This is a genomic window from Leifsonia soli, assembly GCF_013408745.1.
GTDB classification, from domain to species: Bacteria; Actinomycetota; Actinomycetes; order Actinomycetales; family Microbacteriaceae; genus Leifsonia; species Leifsonia soli.
The window spans coordinates 2,478,848-2,502,723 of sequence record NZ_JACCBJ010000001.1 but is presented as its reverse complement, the minus strand read 5'-3'; the positions used below and the strand labels follow the sequence as shown (position 1 = coordinate 2,502,723).

22 protein-coding genes are annotated in these 23,876 nt (G+C 70.1%); 12 read left to right on the top strand and 10 right to left on the bottom strand.

Going from position 1 to position 23,876, the window contains the following annotated elements; genetic code table 11:
• Positions 1-51 precede the first annotated feature (51 nt).
• Complete coding sequence (locus BJ963_RS12085; RefSeq protein WP_179456897.1) at positions 52-1,443, top strand: APC family permease; 1,392 nt, start codon at positions 52-54, stop codon at positions 1,441-1,443.
• 62 nt (positions 1,444-1,505) lie between these two features.
• Positions 1,506-2,642, top strand: a complete 1,137-nt coding sequence (locus BJ963_RS12080; protein WP_179456895.1) for a methyltransferase — start codon at positions 1,506-1,508, stop codon at positions 2,640-2,642.
• Between the two features lie 13 nt (positions 2,643-2,655).
• Here BJ963_RS12080 and BJ963_RS12075 read toward each other — a convergent pair whose 3' ends face one another.
• Positions 2,656-3,561 (bottom strand): glycerophosphodiester phosphodiesterase, encoded by a 906-nt coding sequence (locus BJ963_RS12075; protein WP_179456893.1) that lies wholly within the window; start codon positions 3,559-3,561, stop codon positions 2,656-2,658.
• A gap of 258 nt (positions 3,562-3,819) precedes the next feature.
• On the opposite strand from BJ963_RS12075, the gene BJ963_RS12070 reads away from it, so the two are divergent.
• A complete protein-coding gene (locus BJ963_RS12070; protein WP_089907456.1) occupies positions 3,820-5,346 on the top strand; it encodes an APC family permease in 1,527 nt (508 codons plus the stop codon).
• A gap of 87 nt (positions 5,347-5,433) precedes the next feature.
• Here BJ963_RS12070 and BJ963_RS12065 read toward each other — a convergent pair whose 3' ends face one another.
• Positions 5,434-6,375 (bottom strand): hypothetical protein, encoded by a 942-nt coding sequence (locus tag BJ963_RS12065; RefSeq protein WP_179456891.1) that lies wholly within the window; start codon positions 6,373-6,375, stop codon positions 5,434-5,436.
• Positions 6,372-7,001, bottom strand: a complete 630-nt coding sequence (locus BJ963_RS12060) for a MerR family transcriptional regulator (protein WP_179456889.1) — start codon at positions 6,999-7,001, stop codon at positions 6,372-6,374. Before BJ963_RS12060 ends, BJ963_RS12065 begins: the two co-directional genes overlap by 4 nt.
• 90 nt (positions 7,002-7,091) lie before the next feature.
• On the opposite strand from BJ963_RS12060, the gene BJ963_RS12055 reads away from it, so the two are divergent.
• Positions 7,092-7,673, top strand: a complete 582-nt coding sequence (locus BJ963_RS12055) for a dihydrofolate reductase family protein (protein WP_179456887.1) — start codon at positions 7,092-7,094, stop codon at positions 7,671-7,673.
• A 31-nt stretch (positions 7,674-7,704) separates the two neighbouring features.
• Here the strand turns inward: BJ963_RS12055 and BJ963_RS12050 are convergent, their stop codons facing one another.
• Together BJ963_RS12050 and BJ963_RS12045 are read right to left on the bottom strand one after the other, a co-directional pair.
• Positions 7,705-8,049 (bottom strand): hypothetical protein, encoded by a 345-nt coding sequence (locus BJ963_RS12050; protein WP_179456885.1) that lies wholly within the window; start codon positions 8,047-8,049, stop codon positions 7,705-7,707.
• Positions 8,050-8,058: 9 nt separating this feature from the next.
• A complete protein-coding gene (locus BJ963_RS12045; protein WP_218857071.1) occupies positions 8,059-8,421 on the bottom strand; it encodes a hypothetical protein in 363 nt (120 codons plus the stop codon).
• Between the two features lie 150 nt (positions 8,422-8,571).
• Here BJ963_RS12045 and BJ963_RS12040 point away from each other — a divergent pair, with 150 nt between their 5' ends.
• Together BJ963_RS12040 and BJ963_RS12035 are read left to right on the top strand one after the other, a co-directional pair.
• Complete coding sequence (locus tag BJ963_RS12040; protein WP_179456883.1) at positions 8,572-10,725, top strand: ATP-dependent Clp protease ATP-binding subunit; 2,154 nt, start codon at positions 8,572-8,574, stop codon at positions 10,723-10,725.
• A gap of 70 nt (positions 10,726-10,795) precedes the next feature.
• Positions 10,796-11,860 (top strand): zinc-dependent alcohol dehydrogenase family protein, encoded by a 1,065-nt coding sequence (locus tag BJ963_RS12035; RefSeq protein WP_179456881.1) that lies wholly within the window; start codon positions 10,796-10,798, stop codon positions 11,858-11,860.
• Between the two features lie 80 nt (positions 11,861-11,940).
• On the opposite strand, the gene BJ963_RS12030 is transcribed toward BJ963_RS12035, so the two are convergent.
• Positions 11,941-12,531 (bottom strand): nitroreductase family protein, encoded by a 591-nt coding sequence (locus tag BJ963_RS12030; RefSeq protein WP_179456879.1) that lies wholly within the window; start codon positions 12,529-12,531, stop codon positions 11,941-11,943.
• A gap of 170 nt (positions 12,532-12,701) precedes the next feature.
• Here BJ963_RS12030 and BJ963_RS12025 point away from each other — a divergent pair, with 170 nt between their 5' ends.
• The 5 genes from BJ963_RS12025 (at position 12,702) to galU (ending at position 19,134) form a co-directional block, all read left to right on the top strand.
• A complete protein-coding gene (locus BJ963_RS12025; RefSeq protein ID WP_179456878.1) occupies positions 12,702-13,103 on the top strand; it encodes a DUF7144 family membrane protein in 402 nt (133 codons plus the stop codon).
• Between the two features lie 443 nt (positions 13,104-13,546).
• On the top strand, positions 13,547-15,076 hold the full coding sequence (locus BJ963_RS12020) for a glycosyltransferase (protein ID WP_179456876.1): 1,530 nt from the start codon (positions 13,547-13,549) through the stop codon (positions 15,074-15,076).
• Positions 15,069-16,544, top strand: a complete 1,476-nt coding sequence (locus tag BJ963_RS12015; RefSeq protein ID WP_179456874.1) for a glycoside hydrolase family 26 protein — start codon at positions 15,069-15,071, stop codon at positions 16,542-16,544. The genes BJ963_RS12020 and BJ963_RS12015 overlap by 8 nt, the downstream gene beginning before the upstream one ends.
• Before the next feature lie 21 nt (positions 16,545-16,565).
• Positions 16,566-17,966, top strand: a complete 1,401-nt coding sequence (locus BJ963_RS12010; protein WP_179456873.1) for a UDP-glucose dehydrogenase family protein — start codon at positions 16,566-16,568, stop codon at positions 17,964-17,966.
• A gap of 97 nt (positions 17,967-18,063) precedes the next feature.
• Entirely contained in the window at positions 18,064-19,134 is a 1,071-nt protein-coding gene (gene galU / locus BJ963_RS12005) for a UTP--glucose-1-phosphate uridylyltransferase GalU (RefSeq protein ID WP_089907478.1), read from the top strand.
• Positions 19,135-19,232: 98 nt separating this feature from the next.
• Here galU and BJ963_RS12000 read toward each other — a convergent pair whose 3' ends face one another.
• The gene (locus BJ963_RS12000) at positions 19,233-19,547 is read right to left on the bottom strand and encodes a hypothetical protein (RefSeq protein WP_179456871.1); all 315 of its coding nucleotides are present in this window, start codon (positions 19,545-19,547) and stop codon (positions 19,233-19,235) included.
• A gap of 37 nt (positions 19,548-19,584) precedes the next feature.
• Between BJ963_RS12000 and BJ963_RS11995 the strand changes: the two genes are divergently transcribed.
• The gene (locus tag BJ963_RS11995; RefSeq protein ID WP_179456868.1) at positions 19,585-20,337 is read left to right on the top strand and encodes a GNAT family N-acetyltransferase; all 753 of its coding nucleotides are present in this window, start codon (positions 19,585-19,587) and stop codon (positions 20,335-20,337) included.
• A gap of 68 nt (positions 20,338-20,405) precedes the next feature.
• Here BJ963_RS11995 and BJ963_RS11990 read toward each other — a convergent pair whose 3' ends face one another.
• From BJ963_RS11990 to BJ963_RS11980, 3 genes are all read right to left on the bottom strand, one after another.
• Positions 20,406-20,831: a hypothetical protein gene (locus BJ963_RS11990; RefSeq protein WP_179456866.1), complete on the bottom strand. Its 426-nt coding sequence runs from the start codon at positions 20,829-20,831 to the stop codon at positions 20,406-20,408.
• 75 nt (positions 20,832-20,906) lie between these two features.
• Positions 20,907-22,694: a glycoside hydrolase family 2 protein gene (locus tag BJ963_RS11985; RefSeq protein ID WP_089907502.1), complete on the bottom strand. Its 1,788-nt coding sequence runs from the start codon at positions 22,692-22,694 to the stop codon at positions 20,907-20,909.
• Between the two features lie 51 nt (positions 22,695-22,745).
• A complete protein-coding gene (locus tag BJ963_RS11980) occupies positions 22,746-23,756 on the bottom strand; it encodes a LacI family DNA-binding transcriptional regulator (RefSeq protein WP_089907505.1) in 1,011 nt (336 codons plus the stop codon).
• Positions 23,757-23,876: the final 120 nt, after the last annotated feature.

The window sequence follows — 23,876 nt, the reverse complement described above, 5'->3', positions numbered from 1 at the left end:
CCCCTGCACCACTCGACCCCTGCACCACTCGAATCAGAGAGGCAGCACCACATGACCACGACCGATCTGCCGCCCCAGCCGCGGCTCAAGAGGGCGCTCGGCCCGACGGCCCTCGTGCTGTTCGGGCTCACCTACCTCGCGCCCGTCACCGTCTTCACGACCTACGGGATCGTGACCCAGTCGACCGACAACCACCTCCCGTCCGCGTACGTCGTCGCGCTCGTCGCGATGCTGTTCACGGCGCTGAGCTACGGCGCGATGGCGCGCGCGTTCCCGGTGTCCGGTTCGGCCTACACGTACACCCAGCAGACGTTCGGCGGCCACGTCGGCTTCCTGACCGGGTGGACGTTGATGCTCGACTACCTGTTCCTGCCGATGATCAACTTCCTGCTGATCGGGCTGTACCTGAACACGCAGTTCCCGGACATCCCGGGGTGGGTGTTCGCCCTGGCCTCGCTACTCCTGGTGCTGGTCTTCAACGTTCTCGGCATCACGCTGGTCAACCGGCTCAACGTCGCGATCGTCGCCCTGTCGGTGCTGCTCGTGGTCGTGTTCGCGGTGCTCGCGATCAAGGAGCTGCTGACGAACCCGTCGTCCGAGACGCCGAGCCTGATCGAGCCGTTCCTCCCTGGAAAGGGAGGTCTCGGGCCGGTCTTCGCGGGCGCGGCCGTCCTCGCCCTCTCGTTCCTGGGCTTCGACGCGGTCTCCACGCTCTCGGAGGAGGCGAAGAACCCGAAGCGGGACATCCCTCGGGCCATCGTGCTGACCACGCTCATCGGCGGCGCGATCTTCATCGTCGTCTCCTGGCTCGGCGCCCTGGTGTACCCGGACTGGCGCGACTTCGCCGAGGTCGACTCGGCCGGCGTCGACCTCATGGCCAAGGTCGGCGGCACGTTCCTGACGTCGTTCTTCGTCGCCGTCTATGTCGTCGGCGCCTTCGGATCGGGGATGACGACCCAGGTCAGCGTCTCGCGCATCATCTACTCGATGGGCCGGGACGGCGTCCTGCCGCGCATCTTCGGCACCCTCCACACGCGGTTCCGCACCCCGTGGGTGGCCGCGCTCGCGGTCTCGGTGGTGTCGCTGCTCGCTCTCGTGCTGACGCTCGACCAGGCGGCGACCATGATCTCCTTCGGTGCGCTGGCGGCGTTCTCGATGGTCAACCTCTCTGTCATCAAGCACCACCTGTTCCCGAAGGGCGGCCGTGCCGCGCCGTCGGCCGGCGAGTGGGTGCGCTACGGCGTGCTCCCCGCGATCGGCTTCGTCCTCACGGTCTGGCTGTGGACGTCGCTCACCGCCACGACGTTCATCGTCGGTCTGTCGTGGATGCTCGTCGGCGTGATCTACCTCGCCGTGCTGACCCGCGGGTTCCGCCGCAGGCCGCCGACGATGGACTTCTCCGAGAAAGAGGAACTGGAGGAGGAGGCCGCCCGGGCCTCCTGACCGCCCCGGCGCCGCATCCGTGCGGGTCACGCCCTCCTGTCGCCCTCTGGTTGACTGGGGGCGTGACCCCTGCTGCGCCCGGCTTCCCCTACGACCGCCTCCGGCGGCGGCCGGACGTCGAGGCGCCGAACCTGTTCGCGGCCGACGCGGCGGACCGCCTCCTGGCCGAGATCGCCGGCGATGCTGTTCTGCAGCCGGGTCTGGTGGTCATCGGAGACGCATACGGTGCGCTGACGTTGGCCGCCGCCGCGCGCGGCGCCCGTGACATCCGCGTCCACCAGGATGCGCTGACCGGCGAGCGCGCGCTCGACGCCAATGCCGCCGAGCTGGGGCTCGTCGGAGCGTTCGAGCACCGGCCGCTCGACGAGGCGCTCGTCCGCGGAGCGCGCACCGTGCTGCTCCGCCTCCCGCGCAGTCTCGACGCCCTCGCCGAGATCGCGACGCTGATCGCCGAGCACGCCCGCGCCGACGTCGTCGTGCACGCGGGCGGGATGCTCAAGCACATGACCACGGCCATGAACGGCGTGCTCGGCGAGGTGTTCGGCTCCGTGGAGGCGTCGCTCGCCCGCCAGAAGGCGCGCGTCCTGACCGCACGGGAGCCGCATCCCGCCGCCGCGACGGTGCTGGACCGCTGGCCGGAGCGATCCCGGGACGCCGAGACGGGCTTGTGGGTGTGCGCGCACGGCGCGGCGTTCGCGGGGACCTCGATCGACATCGGCACCCGCTTCCTGCTCGGCGTGCTCGACCAGGCGGTGCCGGATGCGCGCGCGGCGATCGACCTCGGCTGCGGGACAGGCGTGATCGCCTCGGCCCTCGCCGCTTCCCGCCCCGGCGTCCAAGTCATCGCCACCGACCAGTCCGCCGCCGCCGTCGCATCGGCCGCGGCGACCGCGACGGCGAACGGCGTCTCGGAGCGGGTCACGGTGGTCCGGGACGACGGGCTGTCGTCGCAGCCGGACGCCTCCGCCGAGCTGGTGGTGCTCAATCCGCCCTTCCACATCGGCGGAGCCGTCCACACCGGGATCGCGCACCGCCTCTTCGCGGACGCCGGGCGGGTGCTCGTGCCGGGCGGCGAGCTGTGGACGGTGTGGAACTCGCACCTCGGCTACCGCGCGGCGCTCGAGCGCGCGGTCGGGCCGACCCGGCAGATCGCCCGCAACTCGAAGTTCACGGTCACGGCGTCGCGCAAGCCGGTCTGAGGCGCCGCCTGCGTCAGGGGTGCAGGACCTCGCGCACGCCGGAGACGACCATCCCGTCCGCGCCCAGTCGGAGTGCCTGATCCGCAGCCGCGCGGGACGGGACGATGTGGGCGAGCACCGGACTGCCGCTCGCGGTGAAGGTGCGCCACGCCTCCTCGCCGCCGTTGTAGTCGAGTCCCAGCCAGCTCCAGCGATCCCGCGTGGAGGCGAACAGGGCCGGGTCGGAGGCCAGCTCGGCGCCGTAGTAGTAGCCCCAGGTGCGGTATCCGCGGCCCCGCGCATCCACCGGCCATTCGCGAGCGGTGCAGTAGCCCTTGGCGACGAACGTGTTCGTCGGATGGTCGACCGTCGCCATCAGAGCGAAGAGCTCGCCGAAGTGCTCGGGCGGCACCACCTTCGGATCGACGAAGATGGTGTGCGTCGATCCGTAGGCGGCGACGAGCTCCTCGAAGCGGAGGTACGGCTGCGGCGCCTGGCGCGGATCGTTCGTCTCGGCGGCCGAGATGCGATGCTGCCCGACCTCCTTCCAGGTGTGCTCAGCGGCGACGAAGCCGGAGGTTCCCGAGGTGCGGTCGAGCGTCTCGTCGTGCAGCCCGAACCAGACGCCGTCCGACGTGCGGGCCAGCGAGATCTCGAGGGCGTTGACCCCGGCCGACACCGCGTTGCGGTACGCCTCCATCGACATCTCCGGCCAGTCGAGCGAGCCGCCGCGATGGGCGACGGTGAAGCCAGGGCGCTTCAGGAGGCGGTCGACGTGGAGCCCGTCCTCCGGCCCGTCCAGCAGCCGGGGCAGGAGGTACGCGCCGCCGCCGGCGAGCGCCGCAGCGCCGATCACACCGCCGACGACGCCGCCGATGAGGGTGCGCCGCGAGATGCGTCGGCGGGGCGGCGGGGCGGCGGTCTCCGCGTCGTCGGGCATGCGCAACCCTAGGCATCTCTCGGGTCGCCGATCAAGCGACCCGCTCGGGGGTGGAGCGCCGGGCCGCAGGCGACCCGCCACCCGTTCCGTCGTCGATATGGATATTCACAACGTTTTCAGGAGGCAATCAGCGAATCGGCAACGGAATCCGTCGAAGTAGTCTTGTCCTCCCGGCCGGATGTTGCTAACGTCCCCCTGTCGCACACCGACGTCGCGCCTCGTGCCGCCGGCACGCGACCCTCGAAGCCAGGGAGAGCAATGACGCAGACCAGTTCCCGGCCGGACGCCCCGCACGGAGGCGGCGCCGAACAGAGCCGGGGAGAGCACCATCACGCCCTCGCCGCCGACGGCGTGAGCGCCGCCGGCTCCATCGTGATGGCCGTCGCGGGCAGCGCGCCCGCCTACTCGATCGCCGCCACCACCGCGACGCTCGTCGGCGCCGCCGCGCTCGGGGCCCCCGCCGCCCTGCTGTGGTGCGGCATCCCGATGCTCGGCATCGCGTGGGCATTCCTCTACCTCGGGCGGCTCGACGTCAACGCCGGCGCCGCGTACTCGTGGGTCGCGCGGGCGCTGCACCCCATCCTCGGCTTCCTCTCCGGCTGGGCGCTGGTGATCTCGGCGACGATCTTCATGGTCGCTGGGGCCCTGCCGGCCGGCGCGATGACCGTCACGCTGTTCGCGCCGGAGCAGGCCGGCAACGTTCCGCTGATCACCGGGATCGGGGCGCTCTGGTTCCTCGTCATGGCGGCGTGCGTTCTGTTCGGCGTGCACGTCACCGCTCGGGCGCAGTGGATCATGTCGGTCATCGAGGTCGGCATCCTCGTGCTCTTCGCGGTGCTGATGATCGTGCGTGCGGCGACCTCCGCCCACGCCGGCCCGTCGTTCTCCTGGGACTGGCTGGGCTTCCAGCACCTCACCGGGCAGGGCGTCTTCGTCTCGGCCGCGCTGATCGCCGCGTTCTACTTCTGGGGCTGGGATGTGGCCGCCAACCTCAACGAGGAGACGAAGGACGGCCACCGGAGCGCCGGCTCGGCCGGCATCATCGGCGTGATCATCGTCTTCCTGCTGTTCGAGATCTTCACCATCGCCACCCTCGTCATCCTCCCGGCCAAGACGATCGAGGCGAACAGCGCCAACGTGCTCTCCGTGCTCGGCGACGCCGTGTGGCCCGGCATCGGCGGAAAGCTCCTCGTGATCGCCGTCGCGCTGTCGACCATCGCGACGCTGGAGACGACGCTGATCCAGGTGACGCGCACGCTGTTCTCGATGGGACGCGACCACACCATCCCGAAGGCGTTCGGCCGCATCCATCCGAAGTGGCGCACGCCCGCCTTCGCGACGCTGGTCGTCGTCGGCGTCTCGATCGTCCTGTTCGTCGGGTCGAACTTCATCGGCAACGTGGGCGACATCATGGGCAGTGCCATCGCCTCGATCGGCATCCAGATCGCGTTCTACTACACGCTCGCCGGGGTGGCCGTCGTGGTCGCGTACCGTCGGGTGCTGCTGAAGTCGGTGAAGAACTTCATCCTCATCGGGCTCTGGCCGGCGGTCGGCGCGGTGTTCATGGGCGTGATCTTCGTGGTCGGGATCGTGCAGAACTTCCAGGGCGACGCGATCGTCGTCAACATCCTCGGGCTCGGGCTGATCGTCCTCGGCGTCGTGCCGATCGCGATCTTCTACCGCAAGGCGCGGGAGTACTACACGCGTCGTCCGCTCGAGCTCCCCGAGGAGCTCGACGCCGCGGCACCCCCGAACATCGACGACCGCGACCCCGCCGCCCGCTGACCCCCGACCCGCCCCCGTCGAGTACGCACAAATTGCACGTCCCCGGAGCCGGGAGCGTGCAATTTGTGCGTACTCGACGGTGGGGGGTTAGGCGTGGGCGAGGGAGGGGGACGGGATGGGACGCGGGCGGAAGGTGAGGATGGCGGCGGCGGCCACGAGCGCCGCGAGGACGACGGCCCAGCCCGCGGCGAGGAAGACGCCATCGGGGCGGACGATCGACTGACCCGCGAGCGCCTGCACGGTGACGAGCGCGAGCCCTGCCGCGTAGGCGACGGTCGCCACGACCACGAGGCGCGTGCGCACGCGGTCGTCGGCCAGTGGACGCCAGCGACGTCCCGCCCACCCGAGCAGCACGGCGAACAGCGGGAGCAGCTGCAGCGCCTGCATCCCGATGAAGTGCGGGATGCGGAGGTCGCCGCCGACCGTGCTCCAGCCGAGCACGGGGAGGCCGGGCCCTCCGTCGGCCAGGCCGACCGTGTGCGCCCCGACGATGCCGCGGAAGCCGGCCAGCTGCGCCGCGGTCGGCCCGGTCATCAGGTACGCGAGCCCCAGCCCGGCCAGCGCGATCACCGCGCCGACGCGCACGGCGATCGTCGTCGACCGGGTGCTCAGCCGGAGGAAGAACACCGCGATCGTCGTGACGAACGTGCACACGTAGAGCGTGGTGATGGAGATCGCCATGACTCCCCAGATCGCGCTCGCGAGCGGGCTCGAGACGTTGAAGTGGCTGGTCGTCCCCGCGGCAGCGGCGCCGACGATCAGCACCTGCTCGACGATGAGGGCGACGGCGACGACCGTCCCCGCGGCGTGGGTGATCCGGCGCCATCGCGGCAGGTTGGCGATCAGCCAGGCCCAGGTCACGCTGTACAGCAGGATGGACAGCGAGAACTTGAGCGGCTTGGCCCACGCGTCCACTCCGGTGATCTGGCGCGGGTCGACCAGCAGCCCGACGAGGCAGACGATCGTGCTGACGATCATCAGGGCGGCCACCGTCATCAGCGGACGGTGCCAGGCGAAGACGGCCTTCATGAGCTTCTTCTTCTTTCTTCGGTGACGACGGCTTGGGCCATGCGACGCAGGCCGAGGGAGAGGGTGTCGCCGAGCACGGTGCCGATCACCATGAGCTCGGTCATGCGCGACGGGTCCGGCAGGACGGCGACCGCGCCCAGATCGGCCTCGGCGTGGATGCGCGCCGCCGCCGCGTAGCGGTCGAGGTAGTCGTCCGGCAGCGGATACCCCGCGCCGGCGAACGCGTCGATGACGCGCGCGGCGATCTCGCGGCCGATGTTGTCGTCGCAGTCGGCCCACCCGGCGCGGGCGGCCACCGCATCCACCCGCGCGAGAGCCTCGGGGGTGGGGTCGGCGACGTCGGGGACGGCGGACCGCGAGAGCGCCTGCTGGGCGACGTCGAAGGTGTGGGCGATGGGGGCGCCCGGCTCATCCAGTACGGCGAGGATGCTCTTGACCGAGGCGATCGAGAGCTTGCCGACCTCGAGCATGGCGCGGATCAGGCGTAGCCGGCGCTCGTGCTCCTCGCCGTAGAGGGTGCGGTTGCCTCCCACTCGTTCCCCAGCGGGCAGGAGCCCTTCCCGCACGTAGTACTTGATCGTGGCGGCGGGAGTGGCGGAGCGTTCGGCGAGTTCGGTGATGAGCACGTTGGTGATAGTAGCACTACCGGTAGCGCCACTACCAGTACGGATCGTGCCGACCCGCTAGCGTGGGGCACCAAACGAGGAGGTGGTCCTGTGGGGAGGACGGTGTTGTACGGGTCGGTGTCGCTCGACGGCTTCATCGCCGACGAGGACGACCAGCCCGGCCCGCTGTTCGACTGGCTGCTGAACGGCGATGTTCCGCTGGACGACGGAGGCGTGCTGAAGGTGTCGCGGGAGTCCTATGACTACGTCCGCCCGTACTGGGATGAGATCGGCGTGACGATCGTCGGGCGCCACGTCTTCGACACGACGGACGGCTGGGAGGGGACGCCGCCCGCCGGCGTCGAGCACGTGGTCGTGGTGACCCACCGCGGCCGGCCGGAAGGCTGGTTCCCCGAAGCGCCATTCTCGTTCGTCGACGGCATCGAAGCCGCCATGCGTGCCGCCCAGGAGCTCGCGGGCGACCGTGTCGTCGAGGTCGCCGCCGGGGACGTCGGCGGTCAGGCGCTGGCCGCCGGGCTGATCGACGAGGTGCGGATGGAGGTCGCGCCGGTTGTGCTCGGGTCAGGCAAGCGGTACTTCGGGTCCGTCCGCGGGCCGCAGCTGCTGGAGGGACCGGAGGAGGTCATCCAGGGGGACGGCGTGCTGCACCTGCGCTACCGGGTGCGCCGCTGAGCGCGCGCTGACGCCCGGGTGCGCACCGCTCTCAGGCCTCGTCGTGCTTGCGGCGCGACGGCGAGTCGAGCAGCGACAGCACGAACAGCAGCGCCAGAAGGGCGAAGATGCTGAGGGCCGAGATGAGATCGCTCCAGGTGAACGGGATGAGCGCACCGTCGATCGAGAGCACGAACACCGTCTCGACGACGCCGAACGCGATGAAGAAGAGTCCGAGCAGCACGCGGGTGGTCCGGATGTTGTGCCCGCGGCGGTGCACCTCCACCCGTCGCAGCTCCACCATCAGCGTCAGCAGCAGCAGCGGCAGCACCTGCGCGAGTGTCGCGGCCGTCTGGCTGTCCATCAGCACCACGCGCAGGTCGGCCGGATCCACCATGGCGACAGGCTACCGCTCCTCGTGGGAGCCGCGCGGAGGCGGTTCGGCCCGGGTCTCGCTCCACGGGTTCGAGAGCGCGAACACGCAGAGGATGGCGAGGAGCACGAAGATGCTGAGCGCTGCGAGCAGGTCGCTCCACCGGTAGGGCAGGAGCGACCCGTCGATCGAGACGACGAACAGGGTCTCGATCACGCCGAAGCAGAGCAGGAAGCACGTGATCATCGCCCGCGTCCGGGTGCGGCGGCACCAACCGGGCCGCGCTCTCCGCACCTCGACGATGAGGGCGAGGAGCAGCAGCGGAAGGATCTGCGACAGTGCCGCAGCCGTATCTCCGTGAAGGAGCGTGAAGTCGTAGGTCATTGCATCCGACATACCAATAGAGTACGTCTCCGTCGAAGCAAGCCCCTGGATGGAGTTCCACGTCGGCCGAATTCGCCCGCGGATCCGGGAATTACCCCTCCCGGAATAAAGTTGAGCCTAGTAGACTCAAGTTTGCCCACAGAGAAATGGGAAAGGAACCACATGGCGAACATGCAGGGTGCGCCCTCCACTCAGGAGGAGGCGAAGAGCGCTCTCGAACAGTACGGCGTGAACCTCACGGAGATCGCCAAGAGCGGCAAGCTCGACCCGGTCATCGGGCGGGATGCCGAGATCCGTCGCGTCAGCCAGGTGCTGACCCGGCGCACCAAGAACAACCCCGTGCTCATCGGCGAGCCCGGCGTCGGAAAGACCGCGGTCGTCGAAGGCCTCGCCCAGCGCATCGTCGCGGGGGATGTGGCCGACTCCCTCAAGGGGAAGCAGCTGGTCGCGCTCGACCTGTCGGCGCTCGTCGCGGGCGCGATGTACCGCGGCCAATTCGAGGAGCGGCTGAAGGCCGTCCTCAAGGAGATCAACGACGCCGAGGGCCAGATCATCACCTTCGTCGACGAGCTGCACATCCTGATGGGCGCCGGCGGCGGGGAGGGGTCCGTCGCGGCCTCCAACATGCTGAAGCCCATGCTCGCCCGCGGTGAGCTGCGGCTGATCGGTGCGACGACGCTCAACGAGTACCGCGAGTTCATCGAGAAGGATGCGGCCCTCGAGCGCCGGTTCCAGCAGGTCTACGTCGGCGAGCCGTCGGTGGAGGACACCGTCGCGATCCTTCGCGGGCTGAAGGGCCGCTACGAGGCGCACCACGGCGTGACCATCGAGGACTCCGCCCTGGTGGCCGCGGCATCCCTCTCGAACCGGTACATCACCGCCCGGCAGCTGCCGGACAAGGCGATCGACCTGATCGACGAGGCCGCGTCCCGCCTGAAGATGGAGATCGACTCGGCCCCGGTCGAGATCGACACCCTGCAGCGCCAGGTCGAGCGCATGAAGCTGGAGGAGTTCGCCCTCAAGAAGGAGAAGGACGACGCCAGCAAGGAGCGCCTCGCCCAGCTCCGCGAGCGTCTGCGCCAGCAGGAGGACGAGCTGGAGGAGCTGCAGGCCAGGTGGCGTGCCGAGAAGGCGTCCCTGAACCGCGTCGGCGAGCTCCGGTCGCAGCTGGAGGAGGCCAAGACCCGGCGTGACGTCGCGCTGCGCGACGGCCGCTACCAGGAGGCCTCGCGCATCGAGTACGAGACCATCCCGGGCATCGAGCGGGAGCTCGCGGAGGCCGAGCAGGCCGAGCACGAGCACCCGCGCATGGTGAACGAGCAGGTCACGGCCGACGACATCGCCGCCGTGGTCGCGGCGTGGACCGGCATCCCGGTCGACCGCCTCACCCAGGGCGAGACCGAGAAGCTGCTCAACCTCGAGCACGAGCTGGGCCGCCGCATCATCGGCCAGAAGAAGGCCGTGCAGGCGGTGGCGGATGCGGTGCGCCGCACGCGCGCCGGCATCTCCGACCCCAGCCGGCCGACCGGCTCCTTCCTGTTCCTCGGGCCGACCGGTGTCGGCAAGACGGAGCTGGCGAAGGCGCTCGCCGCGTTCCTGTTCGACGACGAGAAGGCCATGGTCCGCATCGACATGAGCGAGTACGGCGAGAAGTTCTCCGTCTCGCGTCTGGTCGGTGCGCCTCCCGGGTACGTCGGCTACGAGCAGGGCGGTCAGCTGACGGAGGCCGTTCGCCGGCGTCCGTACTCGGTGATCCTGCTCGACGAGGTCGAGAAGGCGCATCCCGAGGTCTTCGACGTTCTGCTGCAGGTGCTCGACGACGGCCGGCTGACCGACGGCCAGGGCCGCACGGTCGACTTCCGCAACACCATCCTGGTGCTCACCTCGAACCTCGGCAGCCAGTACCTCGTCGACCCGACGCTGACCCCGACCGAGCGCGAGGAGGCCGTGCTGCAGATGGTGCGGCAGGCGTTCAAGCCGGAGTTCGTGAACCGCCTCGACGACATCGTCGTGTTCTCCGCGCTCACGCAGGAGGAGCTGGGCGAGATCGTCGAGCTGGGCATCGACCACCTGATGCAGCGCCTCACCGAGCGGCGGCTGGAGCTCGCGGTCACCCCGGATGCGCGGGCCTGGCTCGCCGAGCGCGGGTACGACCCCATCTACGGCGCCCGTCCGCTCCGCCGGCTGATGCAGCGCGAGATCGAGGACCGTCTCGCCACGGCGCTGCTGGCCGGGGAGGTGCGCGACGGCGACCTGGTCCGGGTGGATCTGGATCGCGAGGCCGACCACCTGACGGTCGAGGCCGTCCGCGAGTAGTCCGGCGCGACGAAGGCCCCCTCCCGATCGGGCGATCGGGAGGGGGCCTTCGTGCGCGTAGGCTCGAAGCATGCGTGCTGCTGTCATCCACGGAGAGCGCGATGTGCGCCTCGAAGACGTCCCCACCCCCACCCTCTACACCGGCTCCGGTTCCGACGGCCTCGACGCCGTTGTCCGCGTCGTCGCCGCCTGCGTCTGCGGCAGCGACCTGTGGCCGTATCGCGGTGTGACCCCCACGAACGAACCGCGCCGGATCGGCCACGAGTTCGTCGGAGTCGTCGAGGAGGTGGGTGAGAACGTCCGCACCATCCGTCCGGGCGACTTCGTCATCGCGCCCTTCTACGACTGCGACATGACCTGCGTGAACTGCCGCAACGGCGTCAGCACCTCGTGTCTGCACGGCGGCTGGTGGGGTTCGGAGGACCGCATCGGCGGCTTCGCGGACGGCGGCCAGGGCGAGTACGTCCGCGTGCCGCACGCCGACGGCTCGCTGGTCGCCACCCCCGAGTACCCGCGCGCCGAGCTCATCCCGAGCCTGCTGACCCTGTCGGATGTGATGGGCACCGGCCACCACGCCGCGGTCTCGGCCGGGGTCACCGAGGGAAGCACGGTCGTCGTCGTCGGCGACGGAGCGGTCGGGCTGTGCGCCGTCCTCGCCTCCGCCCGCCTGGGCGCGTCGCGGATCGTGGCGATGTCGCGGCACGAGACCCGTCAGGCGCTGGCGCGCGAGTTCGGCGCGACCGACATCGTCGCCGAGCGCGGAGACGCCGGGGTCGCGGCGGTGAAGGAGCTGTTCGACGGGATCGGCGCGGACTGCGTGCTCGAGGCCGTCGGAACGAAGGAGTCGATGGACCAGGCCATCCGGTCGGCCCGTCCCGGCGGCATGGTCGGCTACGTCGGCGTGCCGAACGGCGGCCCGGAGCTGCCCGTCCGCCCGCTGTTCCAGAGCAACATCGGCGTCAACGGCGGCGTCGCCCCCGTGCGGAACTACGTGGAGGATCTGCTGCAGGACGTCTGGTCGGGGGCCATCGAGCCCGGTCGGGTGTTCGACCTCGAGGTCCCGCTGACCGACATCGCCGAGGCGTACGCGGCGATGGACGAGCGCCGCGCGATCAAGACGCTCGTGCGCCCGTAGCGGCGGCGTTCCCAAGAAACACGACGGCGCCCGCCGGGGATGAGCATCCCGGCGGGCGCCGTGTCGGTGTCCTGTGCGGATCAGCCGTGCAGCTCGGCGATCTCGTCGAGCGGCCGGCGGGTGCGCGGCGCGGCCTCGCGGGTCCGCAGCGGCTCGGGGAGCGACTCGGCGTCTCCGAGGACGCCCAGCGCGGTGACGGAGACGGGGACGAAGCGCTCGCCCAGACCGAAGGCCTCCTGCAGCGCGGCGGCGTCGAATCCGCCCATCTGGTGGGCGTGGAGTCCGTCGTGGTGCGCCTGGATGGTCAGGTGCGCGACGGCCTGACCGAGGTCGTAGGTCGCCCAGCGACGCTCGGCGCCCTGTTCGTCGACCACCTCGGCGGCGGCGACGATCAGCACGGCTGCTGAGCCGGCCCAGACGGTGTTGAAGCCGGCCAGGTTGGCGACGATCGTGTCGAAGGCGGCGGTGCCGCGCCGGGCGACGATGAAGCGCCACGGCTGGGTGTTGGCCGCCGACGGCGACCAGCGTGCCGCCTCGAGGGCGGAACGGAGTGTGACGTCGTCGACCTCGATGGTCGGGTCGAATGCCCGGGGGCTCCAGCGCTCGGCGAGCGTGGGGAGCAGGGGCGCGGACGTGTCGGCGGCGCGGGCGGCTGCTTCGGCGATGGACATGGAACTCCTCCGGGGTGGTTGCGTGGGGGTCTACCGGCTCCATTGCCTGGCTATACGCATGTAAACGCATCGGATTCGGGGAAATTCCCGCTGTCTATCCGCGACGACTCCGTGCACGGGATGCTGTGCTCGACCGCAGGTTGGGTGGTCCAGACCGAGAGGTGGATGCGATGTCCGAGATGCAAGTCCGTTCCGGATGGGTGGGGTGGGCGCTGTTCGCGGCCGTGCTCCTGCTCATCGCCGCGATCCTCGATGTGTTCTACGGGATCGTCGCCCTGTTCGGCCCGTCGACCGGCTACTTCGTCTCGTCGTCGGGCATCCAGACCTTCAGTCTCACGGCGTGGGGCTGGTGGTCGATCGTGCTCGGGCTGCTGATGCTGATCGCCGGCCTCTCCCTCATGCGCGGAGCGCTGTGGGCCCGTATCTTCGCCGTCTTCATTGCGGCTCTGCACGCCATCGGGCAGCTGATCGCGTTCCCGGCGCAGCCCTGGTGGTCGATCGCGATGGTGACGATCGACCTCCTCATCATCTACGCGGTGACCGTCCACGGCAGGGAGCTGCGGCGCGACTGAATCGGGGAAGACAGGGGGCGAACGCCCGTCGGCGCAGATGTGCCGACGGGCGTTCCGTGTGAACGGCACATGTCGCACGTGTAAAAGTTCGTAACATTCACAGAGTCCCCCAAGGACCCTCTTCCGGGGTACAAGATTCGAGCATCCCGGGCGTGCCGCGCTTCACCCTGGGGTGAAGCCGATGGCAAGGCATTTCTCCGCCCTGACCGGCCCGTCTCCTCCGCACCCCCAGCGGTATCAGCCGCGTTCCAGGCGCCTCTCCGGGTGTCCGCGTGTCTGCGGACACCGCAGGGAGGGGGACGCCGCGACACGCTGAGGATGCCCGTTCCACCCCCACTTGCGGGGGCCCCGTGACCCCACGTAGAACTGAGCACACCCGAACCCGACCAGATCCCCAGTGCTGTGGATGCCGCACCCCCACCCCACCGTGAGAGGTCCCGTCCGTGTTCATCTTCCTGTTGCAGCTCCGCCACATGCTGGGCGGGCATCCCGAGTTCTACCTCTTCGCGATCTATTCGGCGCTGATCTGGGTCATCTGGATCGTCAAAGTGCTCATGTCCCGTCGCTACCGGGGCTACACCGGCGAGTTCCACGGCACGACCAGTGTCGTCGTGCCCGTCGTCGACGAGCCCCTCGACCTCTTCCGCGACGTCCTCGGCCGCATGGTCGAGCAGAAGCCGGGCGAGATCATCGTCGTCATCAACGGCGCCCCCAACCCCGAGCTCGCCGAGGTGTGCGAGGAGTTTGCACCGCTGGTGCGCTGGGTCCACACGCCCATCCCCGGCAAGCGGAACGCCGTAATGATCGGCACCAAGATGTCGACAGGCGAGATCACCGTCCTCGTCGACTCGGACACGATCTGGACAGAGGGCACGCTGTCGGAGCTCGTCAAGCCGTTCGCGGACGACCGCGTCGGCGGCGTGACCACCAAGCAGCGCATCCTGGAGCCCACCCGCAGCTGGATCACCCGCTGGGCGGACTGGCTGGAGAACTCGCGGGCCCTCTACTCGATGCCCGCGCAGAGCGCCGTCGGCCAGATCGGCTGCCTCCCCGGCCGGACCATCGCCTTCCGCCGCTCGATCCTGATGCGGGTCATGGACAAGTTCATGACCGAGAAGTTCCTCGGCGTCTTCCTCGAAGTCTCCGACGACCGGACGCTGACGAACCTGACGCTGAAGGAGGGCTACCGCACCGTCTACCAGCACACCAGCCTCGTCTACACCGACGCCCCGCTGAAGGTGAAGAAGCTCTTCAAGCAACAGCTCCGCTGGGCGCGCGGCAGCCAGTACAACACCCTCCGCATGCTCCCGTGGATGCTCGGGCACGCTCCGGTGCTGGCGTTCTTCTTCGTGATGGACATCATCCTTCCGTTCATGCTGGCCGGCGTCATCGGCGGCTGGATCTACCGCTCGATCACCGGCGGCGGCTACAACTTCTACGAGGGCTTCCTGAAGTCCTACGGGATCGAGGGCGGCATCCTCACCGTCGTGGCCTTGATGGTCGCCTCCTCGGTGATCAGCATGTCCATCCGGCAGATCCGCCACCTCTCCGAGAAGCCCAGCGACTTCTTCCGCCTGCCGGTCTTCATCATCGTGTCGACGTTCTTCCTCATGCCGATCCGCCTGATCGGGTTCTTCCGGATGGCGCACGCCAGTGGATGGGGCACCCGCGCCGGTGCCTACGCCGGCGGTCCCGCCGAGATCAGCTCCGAGGAGGAGATCGCGCAGCACTCCTCCGGAGCCGGCCCGACGGGCACCCCTGCATCCCACGGGCTGCCCGACGCCGTCGGCGGCATGACCACCGCGACGGCCTTGGCCACCCGCACCCAGCTCGCGACGCGGGCCGAGGTCAAGGCCGCCACCCAGGCCCCTGCCCCGCGGAAGGCCGTCCGCCGCCGGCTCAACCCGCTCGCCGCCATCCCGTACCTGATCGGAATCGCGATCCTGACCCTGGAGGCTCTCTTCCTTGTCTGACCAGACCGCCCCCACCCGGACCGCCGCCTGGTGGTCCCAGTCCAAGTCCCGCTCGCAGGCGACCGCCGCCGCGGCCATCGTCCTCACTGCCGTGCTGGTCGGGATCTCGGCCTACGTCTGGGTGTCGCCGACCGGCGCCCCCCTCCGCAAGGCCGTCGACCAGGCCGCCGAAGTGGTCACGCCCTTCGCCGCCCAGAACGCCGAGCTGAAGCGCAACCTCGACAGGGCGACCGAGACGATCGCCTCCCAGAAGGGCAAGCTGACTGCGCTGCAGAAGGCGACCCTCGCCGCCCAGGCGGCCGCGGCCAAGCAGCTCGCGACCGCCCAGCAGAAGGCCGCGGCGGCCGAGAGCCAGCTCGCGAGCGTGAAGGCGCAGCTGTCCGCCGCCCAGGCCAAGGGCACCTCCGGCTCGACGTCGGGCTCGACGGCCGCGGGAAACCATGGCTCCGGTTCGTCCGGCGGGAACGCCGCTGCGCCGATCACCGCTCCCGCCCGCGCCGACCTGGTGAACCCCGCCAAGCGCTTCTACGGCATGTACACCGAGCAGGCGCCGTTCAACTGGGCGACCTTCGACTCCACGAGCGCGAAGGTCGGCGTCTCGCCCAACCTGGTCGGCTACTTCAGCGGCTGGGATGAGACCTTCCGCGCCAACGCCGTCACGCGCTCCTGGCAGCAGGGCCGGATGCCGATGATGACCTGGGAGTCGCGTCCGATCGATGCAGGCAACGACACCGTCGACGAGCCGGCGTACTCGCTGCCGAACATCATCCGCGGGGACTTCGACGCCTACCTGCACCAGTACGCCAAGGACATCGTCGCCACCGGCCTCCCGCTGGGGATCCGCCTCGACCACGAGATGAACGGCATCTGGTACCCGTGGGCGGAGACAGACGGCCAGGGCAATTCGATCAACGGCAACAGCGCGGGCGACTACGTGAAGATGTGGCGGCACGTCCACGACATCTTCCAGCAGGAGGGCGCCAACAACCTGGTCGTGTGGGTCTGGGCGCCGAACATCGTCAACAACCTCCCCGCCTCCCACAAGGTTCCCGGCTACCTCGAGTCGCTGTACCCCGGTGACGGGTACGTCGACTGGGTGGGGCTCTCCGGCTACCTTCGGCCGCCCTACAAGGCCGACAACGACTTCAGCTTCGACTACACGTTCAAGGCGAGCCTCGACAAGCTGCGCTCGATCACGAGCAAGCCGATCATGCTCGCCGAGGTCGGTGCGTCGGAGACGGAAGGACACAAGGCCACCTGGATCACATCCTTCTTCGAGGCCCTCGCCAAACCGGAGAACGACGACATCATCGGCTTCTCGTGGTTCAACCTCGCGGTGACCAGCTACGTCGAAGGCGTCCGCGCCACCAACGACTGGCGCATCGACTCCCGGGCGGACTCTCTCTCCGCCTTCATCACCGGCCTCACCAGACCCGAGGACGACTTCGCCCTCACTCCCGCTCCCTGACCACCAGAAAGGACGATCGTCATGACCGCTCCCAAGAAGTCCAAGGACCAGCCCGCTCCCCGCATCAGCGTGATCGGCACCGGCTACCTCGGCGCCACCCACGCGGCCGCCATGGCCGAGCTCGGCTTCGACGTCGTCGGCGTCGACACCGACCCGCGCAAGGTCGAGGAGCTCAAGGAGGGACGCGCGCCGTTCTTCGAGCCCGGCCTGCCCGAGCTCATCCGCCGGAACGTCGCCGCCGGACGCCTCACGTTCACGACCGACCTCGCCGAGGCCGTCGCCGTCTCCGACGTGCACTTCATCTGCGTCGGGACGCCTCAGCAGTCCGGCTCCTTCGCGGCGAACCTCTCCTACGTGGAGGCCGCAGCTCGCGGGATCGCAGAGAACCTGACGCACGACGGGCTCATCGTGGGCAAGTCGACGGTTCCGGTCGGGACGGGCGCGCGGCTCCGTGCGATCGTCGCGGACGCCGTACCCGCAGGGATCGATGTCGAGCTCGTCTGGAACCCCGAGTTCCTGCGCGAAGGCAAGGCGGTGGACGACACCCTCTCGCCCGATCGCCTCGTGTTCGGCGGAACCTCCGCGAAGGCGGAGGCCACCCTCCGACGCATCTACGAGAAGCCGATCTCCGAGGGCTGCCCGGTCCTCGTGGCCGACCTGCCGACGGCCGAGCTCGTCAAGGTCAGCGCCAATGCCTTCCTCGCCACGAAGATCTCGTTCATCAACGCGATCGCCGAGGTGTGCGACGCAGCCGGGGCGGACGTCTCGCTGCTCGCGGACGCCCTCGGCCACGATGTGCGGATCGGCCGCCAGTTCCTCAACGCCGGCCTCGGCTTCGGCGGAGGCTGCTTGCCGAAGGACATCCGTGCTCTCATGTACCGCTCGAACGAGCTGGGCGCCCACGCGGCGGTCGGCCTGCTCCAGCAGGTGGACGAGATCAACATGGGCCGCCGCCAGCGCGTGATCGACCTCGCGCTGAAGGCGCTCGGCGGTTCGGTGCTCAACCGCCGCATCGGCGTGCTGGGCGCCGCATTCAAGCCGCACACGGACGACGTCCGCGACTCGCCGGCGCTCAACGTGGCGGCGGCGCTGCACCTGCGCGGTGCGCAGGTCGTCGTCTACGACCCGCAGGCCCGCGAGACCGCCCAGCGGCTCTATCCGACCCTCGGCTACGCCGACTCGATGGAGGAGGCGCTGACCGGAGCCGACCTGACGGTCGTGCTGACAGAGTGGGACGAGTTCACGACCGCCGACCCGGCGGGTCTGCGTGAGCTGGTCCGGGGCCGGACAGTCATCGACGGTCGCAACTGCCTCGACGCCGCCGCGTGGAACCGCGCCGGCTGGAGCGTCCTCGCGATGGGCACCGTTCCCGAGCTGGCCCCGCTGGCCGACGACCTCGCCGCTCTCGCCCCCGTCCGCTGACCCATCCCTCTTCGCCGAGGTGCTCGCAGGTGCGCTCCCGCACCGCGTGTCGGCGACACCTACGAGCACCTCGGCACCCCACTGCAAGGAGAAGACCGTGACCAGTTACGTGACGAAGGCCGTCATCCCCGCGGCGGGATTGGGGACCCGCTTCCTGCCCGCGACCAAGGCCATGCCGAAGGAGATGCTCCCGGTGGTCGACAAGCCGGCCATCCAGTACGTCGTCGAGGAGGCCGTCACCTCCGGCCTCAACGACGTGCTCCTCATCACCGGACGCAACAAGAACGCGCTTGAGAACCACTTCGACCGCAATGCCGAGCTGGAGGACGCCCTCGAGAAGAAGGGCGACCGCGACAAGCTCCTCAAGGTCAGCTACTCCACCTCCCTCGCCGACATGCACTACGTGCGCCAGGGCGACCCGAAGGGCCTCGGCCACGCGGTGCTCCGCGCCAAGATGCATATCGGGCACGAGCCGTTCGCCGTGCTCCTCGGCGACGACATCATCGACGCCCGCGACCCGCTGCTCTCCCGCATGCTGGAGGTGCAGCACGCGCTCAACACGACGGTCGTCGCGCTGATGGAGGTGCCGCCGGAGTCCATCCACCTCTACGGCGCCGCCGCGGTGGTGGAGACCGATGACGAGGACGTGGTGCGCATCACCGGACTGGTCGAGAAGCCCAGCCGTGAGAACGCGCCGTCGAACTACGCGGTCATCGGGCGGTACGTCCTGCGGCCGGAGATCTTCGACATCCTGGAGAAGACGGAGCCGGGCAAGGGCGGCGAGATCCAGCTGACGGATGCGCTCGAGGGCCTCGCGACCGCTCCCGCGTGGACGGGCGGCGTGCACGGCGTCATCTTCCGCGGGCGCCGGTACGACACCGGCGATCGGCTCGACTACCTGAAGGCGATCGTGCAGATGGCGGTCGCCCGGGAGGATCTCGGTCCGGAGCTCCTGCCGTGGCTGAAGGAGTTCGCCACGAACGCCGGCCCGGCCGAGACCGCGCCCATCCCGACGTTCCCGGCACTCCCGGTCGCCGTCCCGGCGCCTGCGCCGGCCGCCGCCTCGACGCCTGCCAAGCCCCGGGCGAAGGCCGCCGCCGCGAAGGTCGCCCCCGCGGCCGACACGGTGGCTCCGCCCCGCGAGCTCGTCCCCGCCGCCGGCGCCTGACGCCGCTCACCCCATCCGGCCCCCGCCCGGCCTCCGGCCCGAGTCGCGACATGATGTCACGACTCGGGCCGAGTGGTGACATGGTGTCGCAACTCGCGCTAGTCGAGGCCGAGCCGCTTGAGCGTGTGCTTCTCGCTGTGACCCGGGTCGGTCTCGATCTCGTCGATCGAGATCGGGATGCTGGGGCCGATCGCCAGCCAGACGAAGCCGTCGCGGTGGACCAGCGGGACAAGATCCGTCGTCCCGTCGCGCAGTAGCGTGCGGACGCGTTTGAGCAGGGCGTAGCCCTCGGACGGCTTGGTGACGTAGGTCTTGCGCCGGTAGTGGATGACATGGGCGACGGTCTTGGCGCTCAGTCCGGCGATCTCGCTCTCGGTCAGCGCTTCCGTTGCGGCGGCTCGGGTATCGGTCATGGCAGGCACGGTACGCCGCCTGCGCTAGCGTCGACAGGTGCACCTGCCTGATGCCGCCGCCCTGGACCGCCTCGCCGACCGCGGCTGGCCCGCGCTGGAGCGCGAACCGCTCGGCGCCTGGACGCTCCGGGCATCGACCGGTGTCACCAACCGCGCGAACTCGGTGCTCACCTCCGGTCCCGTCGACGACCTGGGCGCCGCGGTGGATGCCGCCGAGCGGTGGTACGCGGCACGGTCGCTGCCCGCGGTGTTCCAGGTGAGTCCTGCATCGTCGCCCGAACTGCGCGGTGTCCTCGCCGCGCGCGGATACCGCGAGCACTCGCAGACCGACATCCTGGTCGCCGACCGGGAGACGGTCGCCGGCGGCCCGGCTGCCGCCGCCCCGGCAGCCGCCGCGCCAGTGCGCATCGCCGACCACCCCGACGACGCGTGGCTCGACACCTGGTGGTCCGTCGACGGCCGCGGCGGAGCCGCCGAGCGCGCCGTCGCCGCGCGCATCCTCCGCGGTGGTCCCGCGCTCTACGCCGCCCACGGCGACCCCGCCGCACCGGACGCGGTCGCCCGGCTGGCCATCGTCGACGGATGGGGAGGCCTGTTCGCCGTCGCGACGCGCCCCTCGGCCCGGCGCCGCGGGCTGGCCCGCGCGCTCGTCCTGGCGCTGGCCACCGCATCCGCCGAGCACGGCGTCGACGGACTGTGGCTCCAGGTGCTCGCCGGCAACACGGCGGCGCACGCCCTCTACGCGTCGCTCGGCTTCCGGCCGGCATCGCGCTACGCCTACTGGTCCTGACTCGCACATTCGGCACGAATGTGCGCTTCGGGGCCGGCTGACCGCACATTCGGCACGAATGTGCGCGGCTACGCGGACGCCGCGCGGTCCAGCCGGTACGACGCCAGGAACGTCCCGGCGTACAGCGCGGCGGCGACGAGGAAGCCCGCGGCCATCACGTAGGACGCCCAGTCGCTGCCGATCGAGATCGTGAGGACGCCCGCCAGCAAGCTGATCACCATCACCACCAGGCCCCACACGGCCAGCCGCTCACCGACTCCGGCCGCCCGGGCGGCTAGCAGCACGCGGACGCTGACGACCACCAGGCCGATCGCGATCAGCACGTGCAGGATGATGATGATCGCGTCGACGACGCGGACGAACGTGCTGTCCGGCTCGCCGATGAGGTTGGCCGCCATGCCGAGCAGGTACTGGACGGCCAGAGCCGCCAGCGCCTCCCGGGAGCGACGACGGAGGTGCGCGGCGGGGCTCACCGCGGCGGCGGATGCAGACATGGGCGCTCCTCGAGGAGAGACGGATACGGCGACGGCGTCATTCTGCTCTCCCATCGCCCCGCCGCACCAGGGTGCTCACGCTCCGAAGATAGCCCGCAGCTCCTCGATCGGCGCCTTCGGGCGGCGGTCCTCGAAGACGAGCCCGTTGGTCTCCTGGCCGGTGTCGGCCAGCTGCGTGTAGCAGTAGCCCGCCAGAGCGGTGGACGAGCGCACGGCGCCGACGAGGGCGCGCAGCCGCTCCACGAGCTCCGTCGCGCTGCTCGCAGTGGAGTAGCCCCAGGCATCCTCCGGACCGTCTTCGGTGTAGGAGATGCCGCCGAACTCGGTCAGCATGATGGGGACGTCGAGCCGCTGTTCCGCGTCGACGACCAGCCGGCGTCCGGGAAGCGTGAAGGGTGCGGCGAGGATGCCGTCCCGCGTCGCGTACCGCTCGCGGACCCGCTCCGGGTCGTGGTCGTAGTCGTGGATCGACAGGATGTCGGACGCCGCGTGCTCCCAGCCGTCGTTGGAGATGACCGGCCGGCTCGGATCGACCGTCTTGGTCAGGTGCACGAGCGCCTTGGCGTAGGACACCATCCGCGGGTCGTGGGCGAGGTGCTGCACGCCCCAGCTCTCGTTGAGCGGCACCCAGGTGACGATCGAGGGATGCGACCGGTCGCGGTCGAGGATCGCCGACCACTCCGCGACGCTGCGCCGAACGGCCTCCGGGCTGAACGCGTACGCCGCGGGCGCCTCGCCCCAGACGAGCAGGCCCAGCTTGTCGGCCCAGAACAGGAACCGCGGGTCTTCGTACTTCTGGTGCAGGCGGGTGGCGTTGAACCCCAGGTCGAGGATGAGCTGGGCCTCGGCGCGCAGGGCGTCCGCGCTCGGCGCCGCCGAGTGCGACGCGGGCCAGTACCCCTGGTTCAGCACAGAGCGCAGGTAGAGGGGACGATCGTTGAGCAGGAAGCGCCCGCCCTCGACGGCGGTCGACCGCAGCCCGAAGTACGACGCGACGACATCGTCGGCGCCCGCAGGGCCGCTCAGCGTCACCGTCGCATCGATGAGCGTGGGATGGGATGGCGACCAGAGCAGCTCCTCGTAGGCCTGCCCGTTGGTCTGGCGGTGGATGCGGAACGGGATCTCCACCTCGCGTCCGTCGATCGCGGTCCGGATGCTCGCGAGCCGTTCTCCTCCCAGCTCCACCGTGATCGTCGCGGTCGTGCCCGTCGGGGCGGGGCGGCTCAGACGGAGCTGTGCGGTGACCTCTCCCGCCGGCACGTCGGTCAGCCAGTGCAGCTGCTCGATCCGCAGCTCGGGCGCCGCCTCCAGCCAGACGGGCTGCCAGATCCCGGTCGTGCGGTGGTACCAGATGGAGTGCGGGTGGTGCCGCCAATCCTGCTTGCCGCGCGGTTGCGCCACATCGGCCGGGTCGTCCTGGGCGCGGACCGTGATCGAGACGTCGCCGTCTCCGGCGAGGTCGGTGATGTCGAGGACGAAAGGGGTCGAGCCGCCCTCGTGGCTTCCGGCGGAGCGCCCGTCGACCCAGACCTCGCACGCGTGGTCGACCGCGCCGAGGTTGAGCAGCAGCCGTTCGCCGGCCGGGATCTCGTCGCGCAGCACGGTGCGCTGGTACCAGACCACCGGATGGAAGCCGGTGTCGCCCACGCCGGACGCCTCGGACTCGAACGGGAACGGCACCTGGATGACACCGGGCAGCGAGCGGGACGACTCCCAGTGCTCGCGCCGGCCGCGGTCGTCGTCGTCGAACGCGAACGTCCACGGGCCGGAGAGGTCGAGCCAGTCGGCCCGGACGAGCTGCGGCCGCGGGTAGCGGCCGTCCTGGGCGGTGGCCGCGTCCGTGCGGCGTTCCTCGGTGAGCATCCCATTAGCATGCACGATTCGTGCAGCGCTGTAAAGTCGGAAAACCGACCGTCAGGGAAGGGCGGGCGCGCTCTCGCGCGTGACGAGCGAGAAGGGCGCGAGCTCGTGGCGGCCCATGCCGTCGAAACCGCCGACGCGCTCGAGCAGCATCTCCACCGCACGCGACGCCAGGCCCCGCATGTCAGGCGCGACCGAGGTGATCGACGGGTAGGTGACGGCCGTCATCGGCGTGTTGTCCCATCCCGTCACCGCGACGTCGTCGGGCACGCGGATGCCGCGCTCCTGCAGGGCGCGCAGGGCGCCGATCGCGGCGAGGTCGTCGCGGCAGACCAGGCCGTCGAACCGCAGCCCGGCGTCGAGGGCCGCGCCCACCGCGCGCACGGCGTTGCCCGCCGAGACCGAGATGCTCGAGATCAGCAGCTCCGGCTCCGCGGTGATGCCCGCGTCCTCCAGGGCCTGCTGATAGCCGGCGATGCGGAGCTTCGAGGTCCGCGTCGGCCGTGCGCTCTCGTGCCCGGCGAACGCGATGCGCCGCCGCCCGAGCGCCAGGAGGTGCTCCGTCGCCGCCTTGGCGGCCTCCACGTTGTCGATCATGATGCGGTCGACGGTCAATGGTGCGGCGTTCTCGCCCAGCACCACCAGCGGGATGTCGGTCCGCGACTGGGCCAGCTCGGCGGAGTTCATGACGCTCGGCTGGAAGATCATGCCGTCGACCAGCCCGGACTCGCCGGCCGAGACGACCGCGCGCTCGCCCTCGATCGTCCCCTCGGTCTGCTCGAGCAGGACGCGGTAGCCGCGTCGCTCCGCCTCGTCGGCGACCACGCGGGCGAGTTCGGCGAAGTACGGCAGCGTCACGTCGGCGAAGGCCAGCGCGAGCAGGCCGGTGCGGCCGGTGGCGAGCCGTCGTCCCATGATGTTGGGGCGGTAGCCGAGCTCGTCGATCGCGCGCTGAACGCGCTCCCGCATGGCCGGGCTGACGTGCGCGTAGTTGCGGACGACGTTGGAGACGGTCTTCATGGACACGCCCGCGTGCTCCGCCACATCCTGCAGCCTGACGGCCATGGCACCTCTCCCTCCGCGTCGGCGATCGGTTCCTCGCGGGGTCACTCTACAGGGACCCACCCAATGCAGGCATCGTGAGGTTGACACGCCGTGTTTAGCGCTGTAAATTCGCCAAGCACG

Excerpts from the sequence above, each read along its gene's own strand:
- BJ963_RS12045 (WP_218857071.1), bottom strand. The coding sequence starts at position 8,421 with ATGTCGGATGCAATGACCTACGACTTCACGCTCCTTCACGGAGATACG.
- BJ963_RS12025 (WP_179456878.1), top strand. The coding sequence starts at position 12,702 with ATGTCCGAGATGCAAGTCCGTTCCGGATGGGTGGGGTGGGCGCTGTTC.
- BJ963_RS12000 (WP_179456871.1), bottom strand. The coding sequence starts at position 19,547 with ATGACCGATACCCGAGCCGCCGCAACGGAAGCGCTGACCGAGAGCGAG.
- BJ963_RS11990 (WP_179456866.1), bottom strand. The coding sequence starts at position 20,831 with ATGTCTGCATCCGCCGCCGCGGTGAGCCCCGCCGCGCACCTCCGTCGT.
- BJ963_RS11985 (WP_089907502.1), bottom strand. The coding sequence starts at position 22,694 with ATGCTCACCGAGGAACGCCGCACGGACGCGGCCACCGCCCAGGACGGC.
- BJ963_RS12075 (WP_179456893.1), bottom strand. The coding sequence starts at position 3,561 with ATGCCCGACGACGCGGAGACCGCCGCCCCGCCGCCCCGCCGACGCATC.
- BJ963_RS12070 (WP_089907456.1), top strand. The coding sequence starts at position 3,820 with ATGACGCAGACCAGTTCCCGGCCGGACGCCCCGCACGGAGGCGGCGCC.
- BJ963_RS12030 (WP_179456879.1), bottom strand. The coding sequence starts at position 12,531 with ATGTCCATCGCCGAAGCAGCCGCCCGCGCCGCCGACACGTCCGCGCCC.
- BJ963_RS12065 (WP_179456891.1), bottom strand. The coding sequence starts at position 6,375 with ATGAAGGCCGTCTTCGCCTGGCACCGTCCGCTGATGACGGTGGCCGCC.
- BJ963_RS12040 (WP_179456883.1), top strand. The coding sequence starts at position 8,572 with ATGGCGAACATGCAGGGTGCGCCCTCCACTCAGGAGGAGGCGAAGAGC.
- BJ963_RS12085 (WP_179456897.1), top strand. The coding sequence starts at position 52 with ATGACCACGACCGATCTGCCGCCCCAGCCGCGGCTCAAGAGGGCGCTC.
- BJ963_RS12010 (WP_179456873.1), top strand. The coding sequence starts at position 16,566 with ATGACCGCTCCCAAGAAGTCCAAGGACCAGCCCGCTCCCCGCATCAGC.
- BJ963_RS11980 (WP_089907505.1), bottom strand. The coding sequence starts at position 23,756 with ATGGCCGTCAGGCTGCAGGATGTGGCGGAGCACGCGGGCGTGTCCATG.
- BJ963_RS12050 (WP_179456885.1), bottom strand. The coding sequence starts at position 8,049 with ATGGTGGATCCGGCCGACCTGCGCGTGGTGCTGATGGACAGCCAGACG.
- BJ963_RS12035 (WP_179456881.1), top strand. The coding sequence starts at position 10,796 with ATGCGTGCTGCTGTCATCCACGGAGAGCGCGATGTGCGCCTCGAAGAC.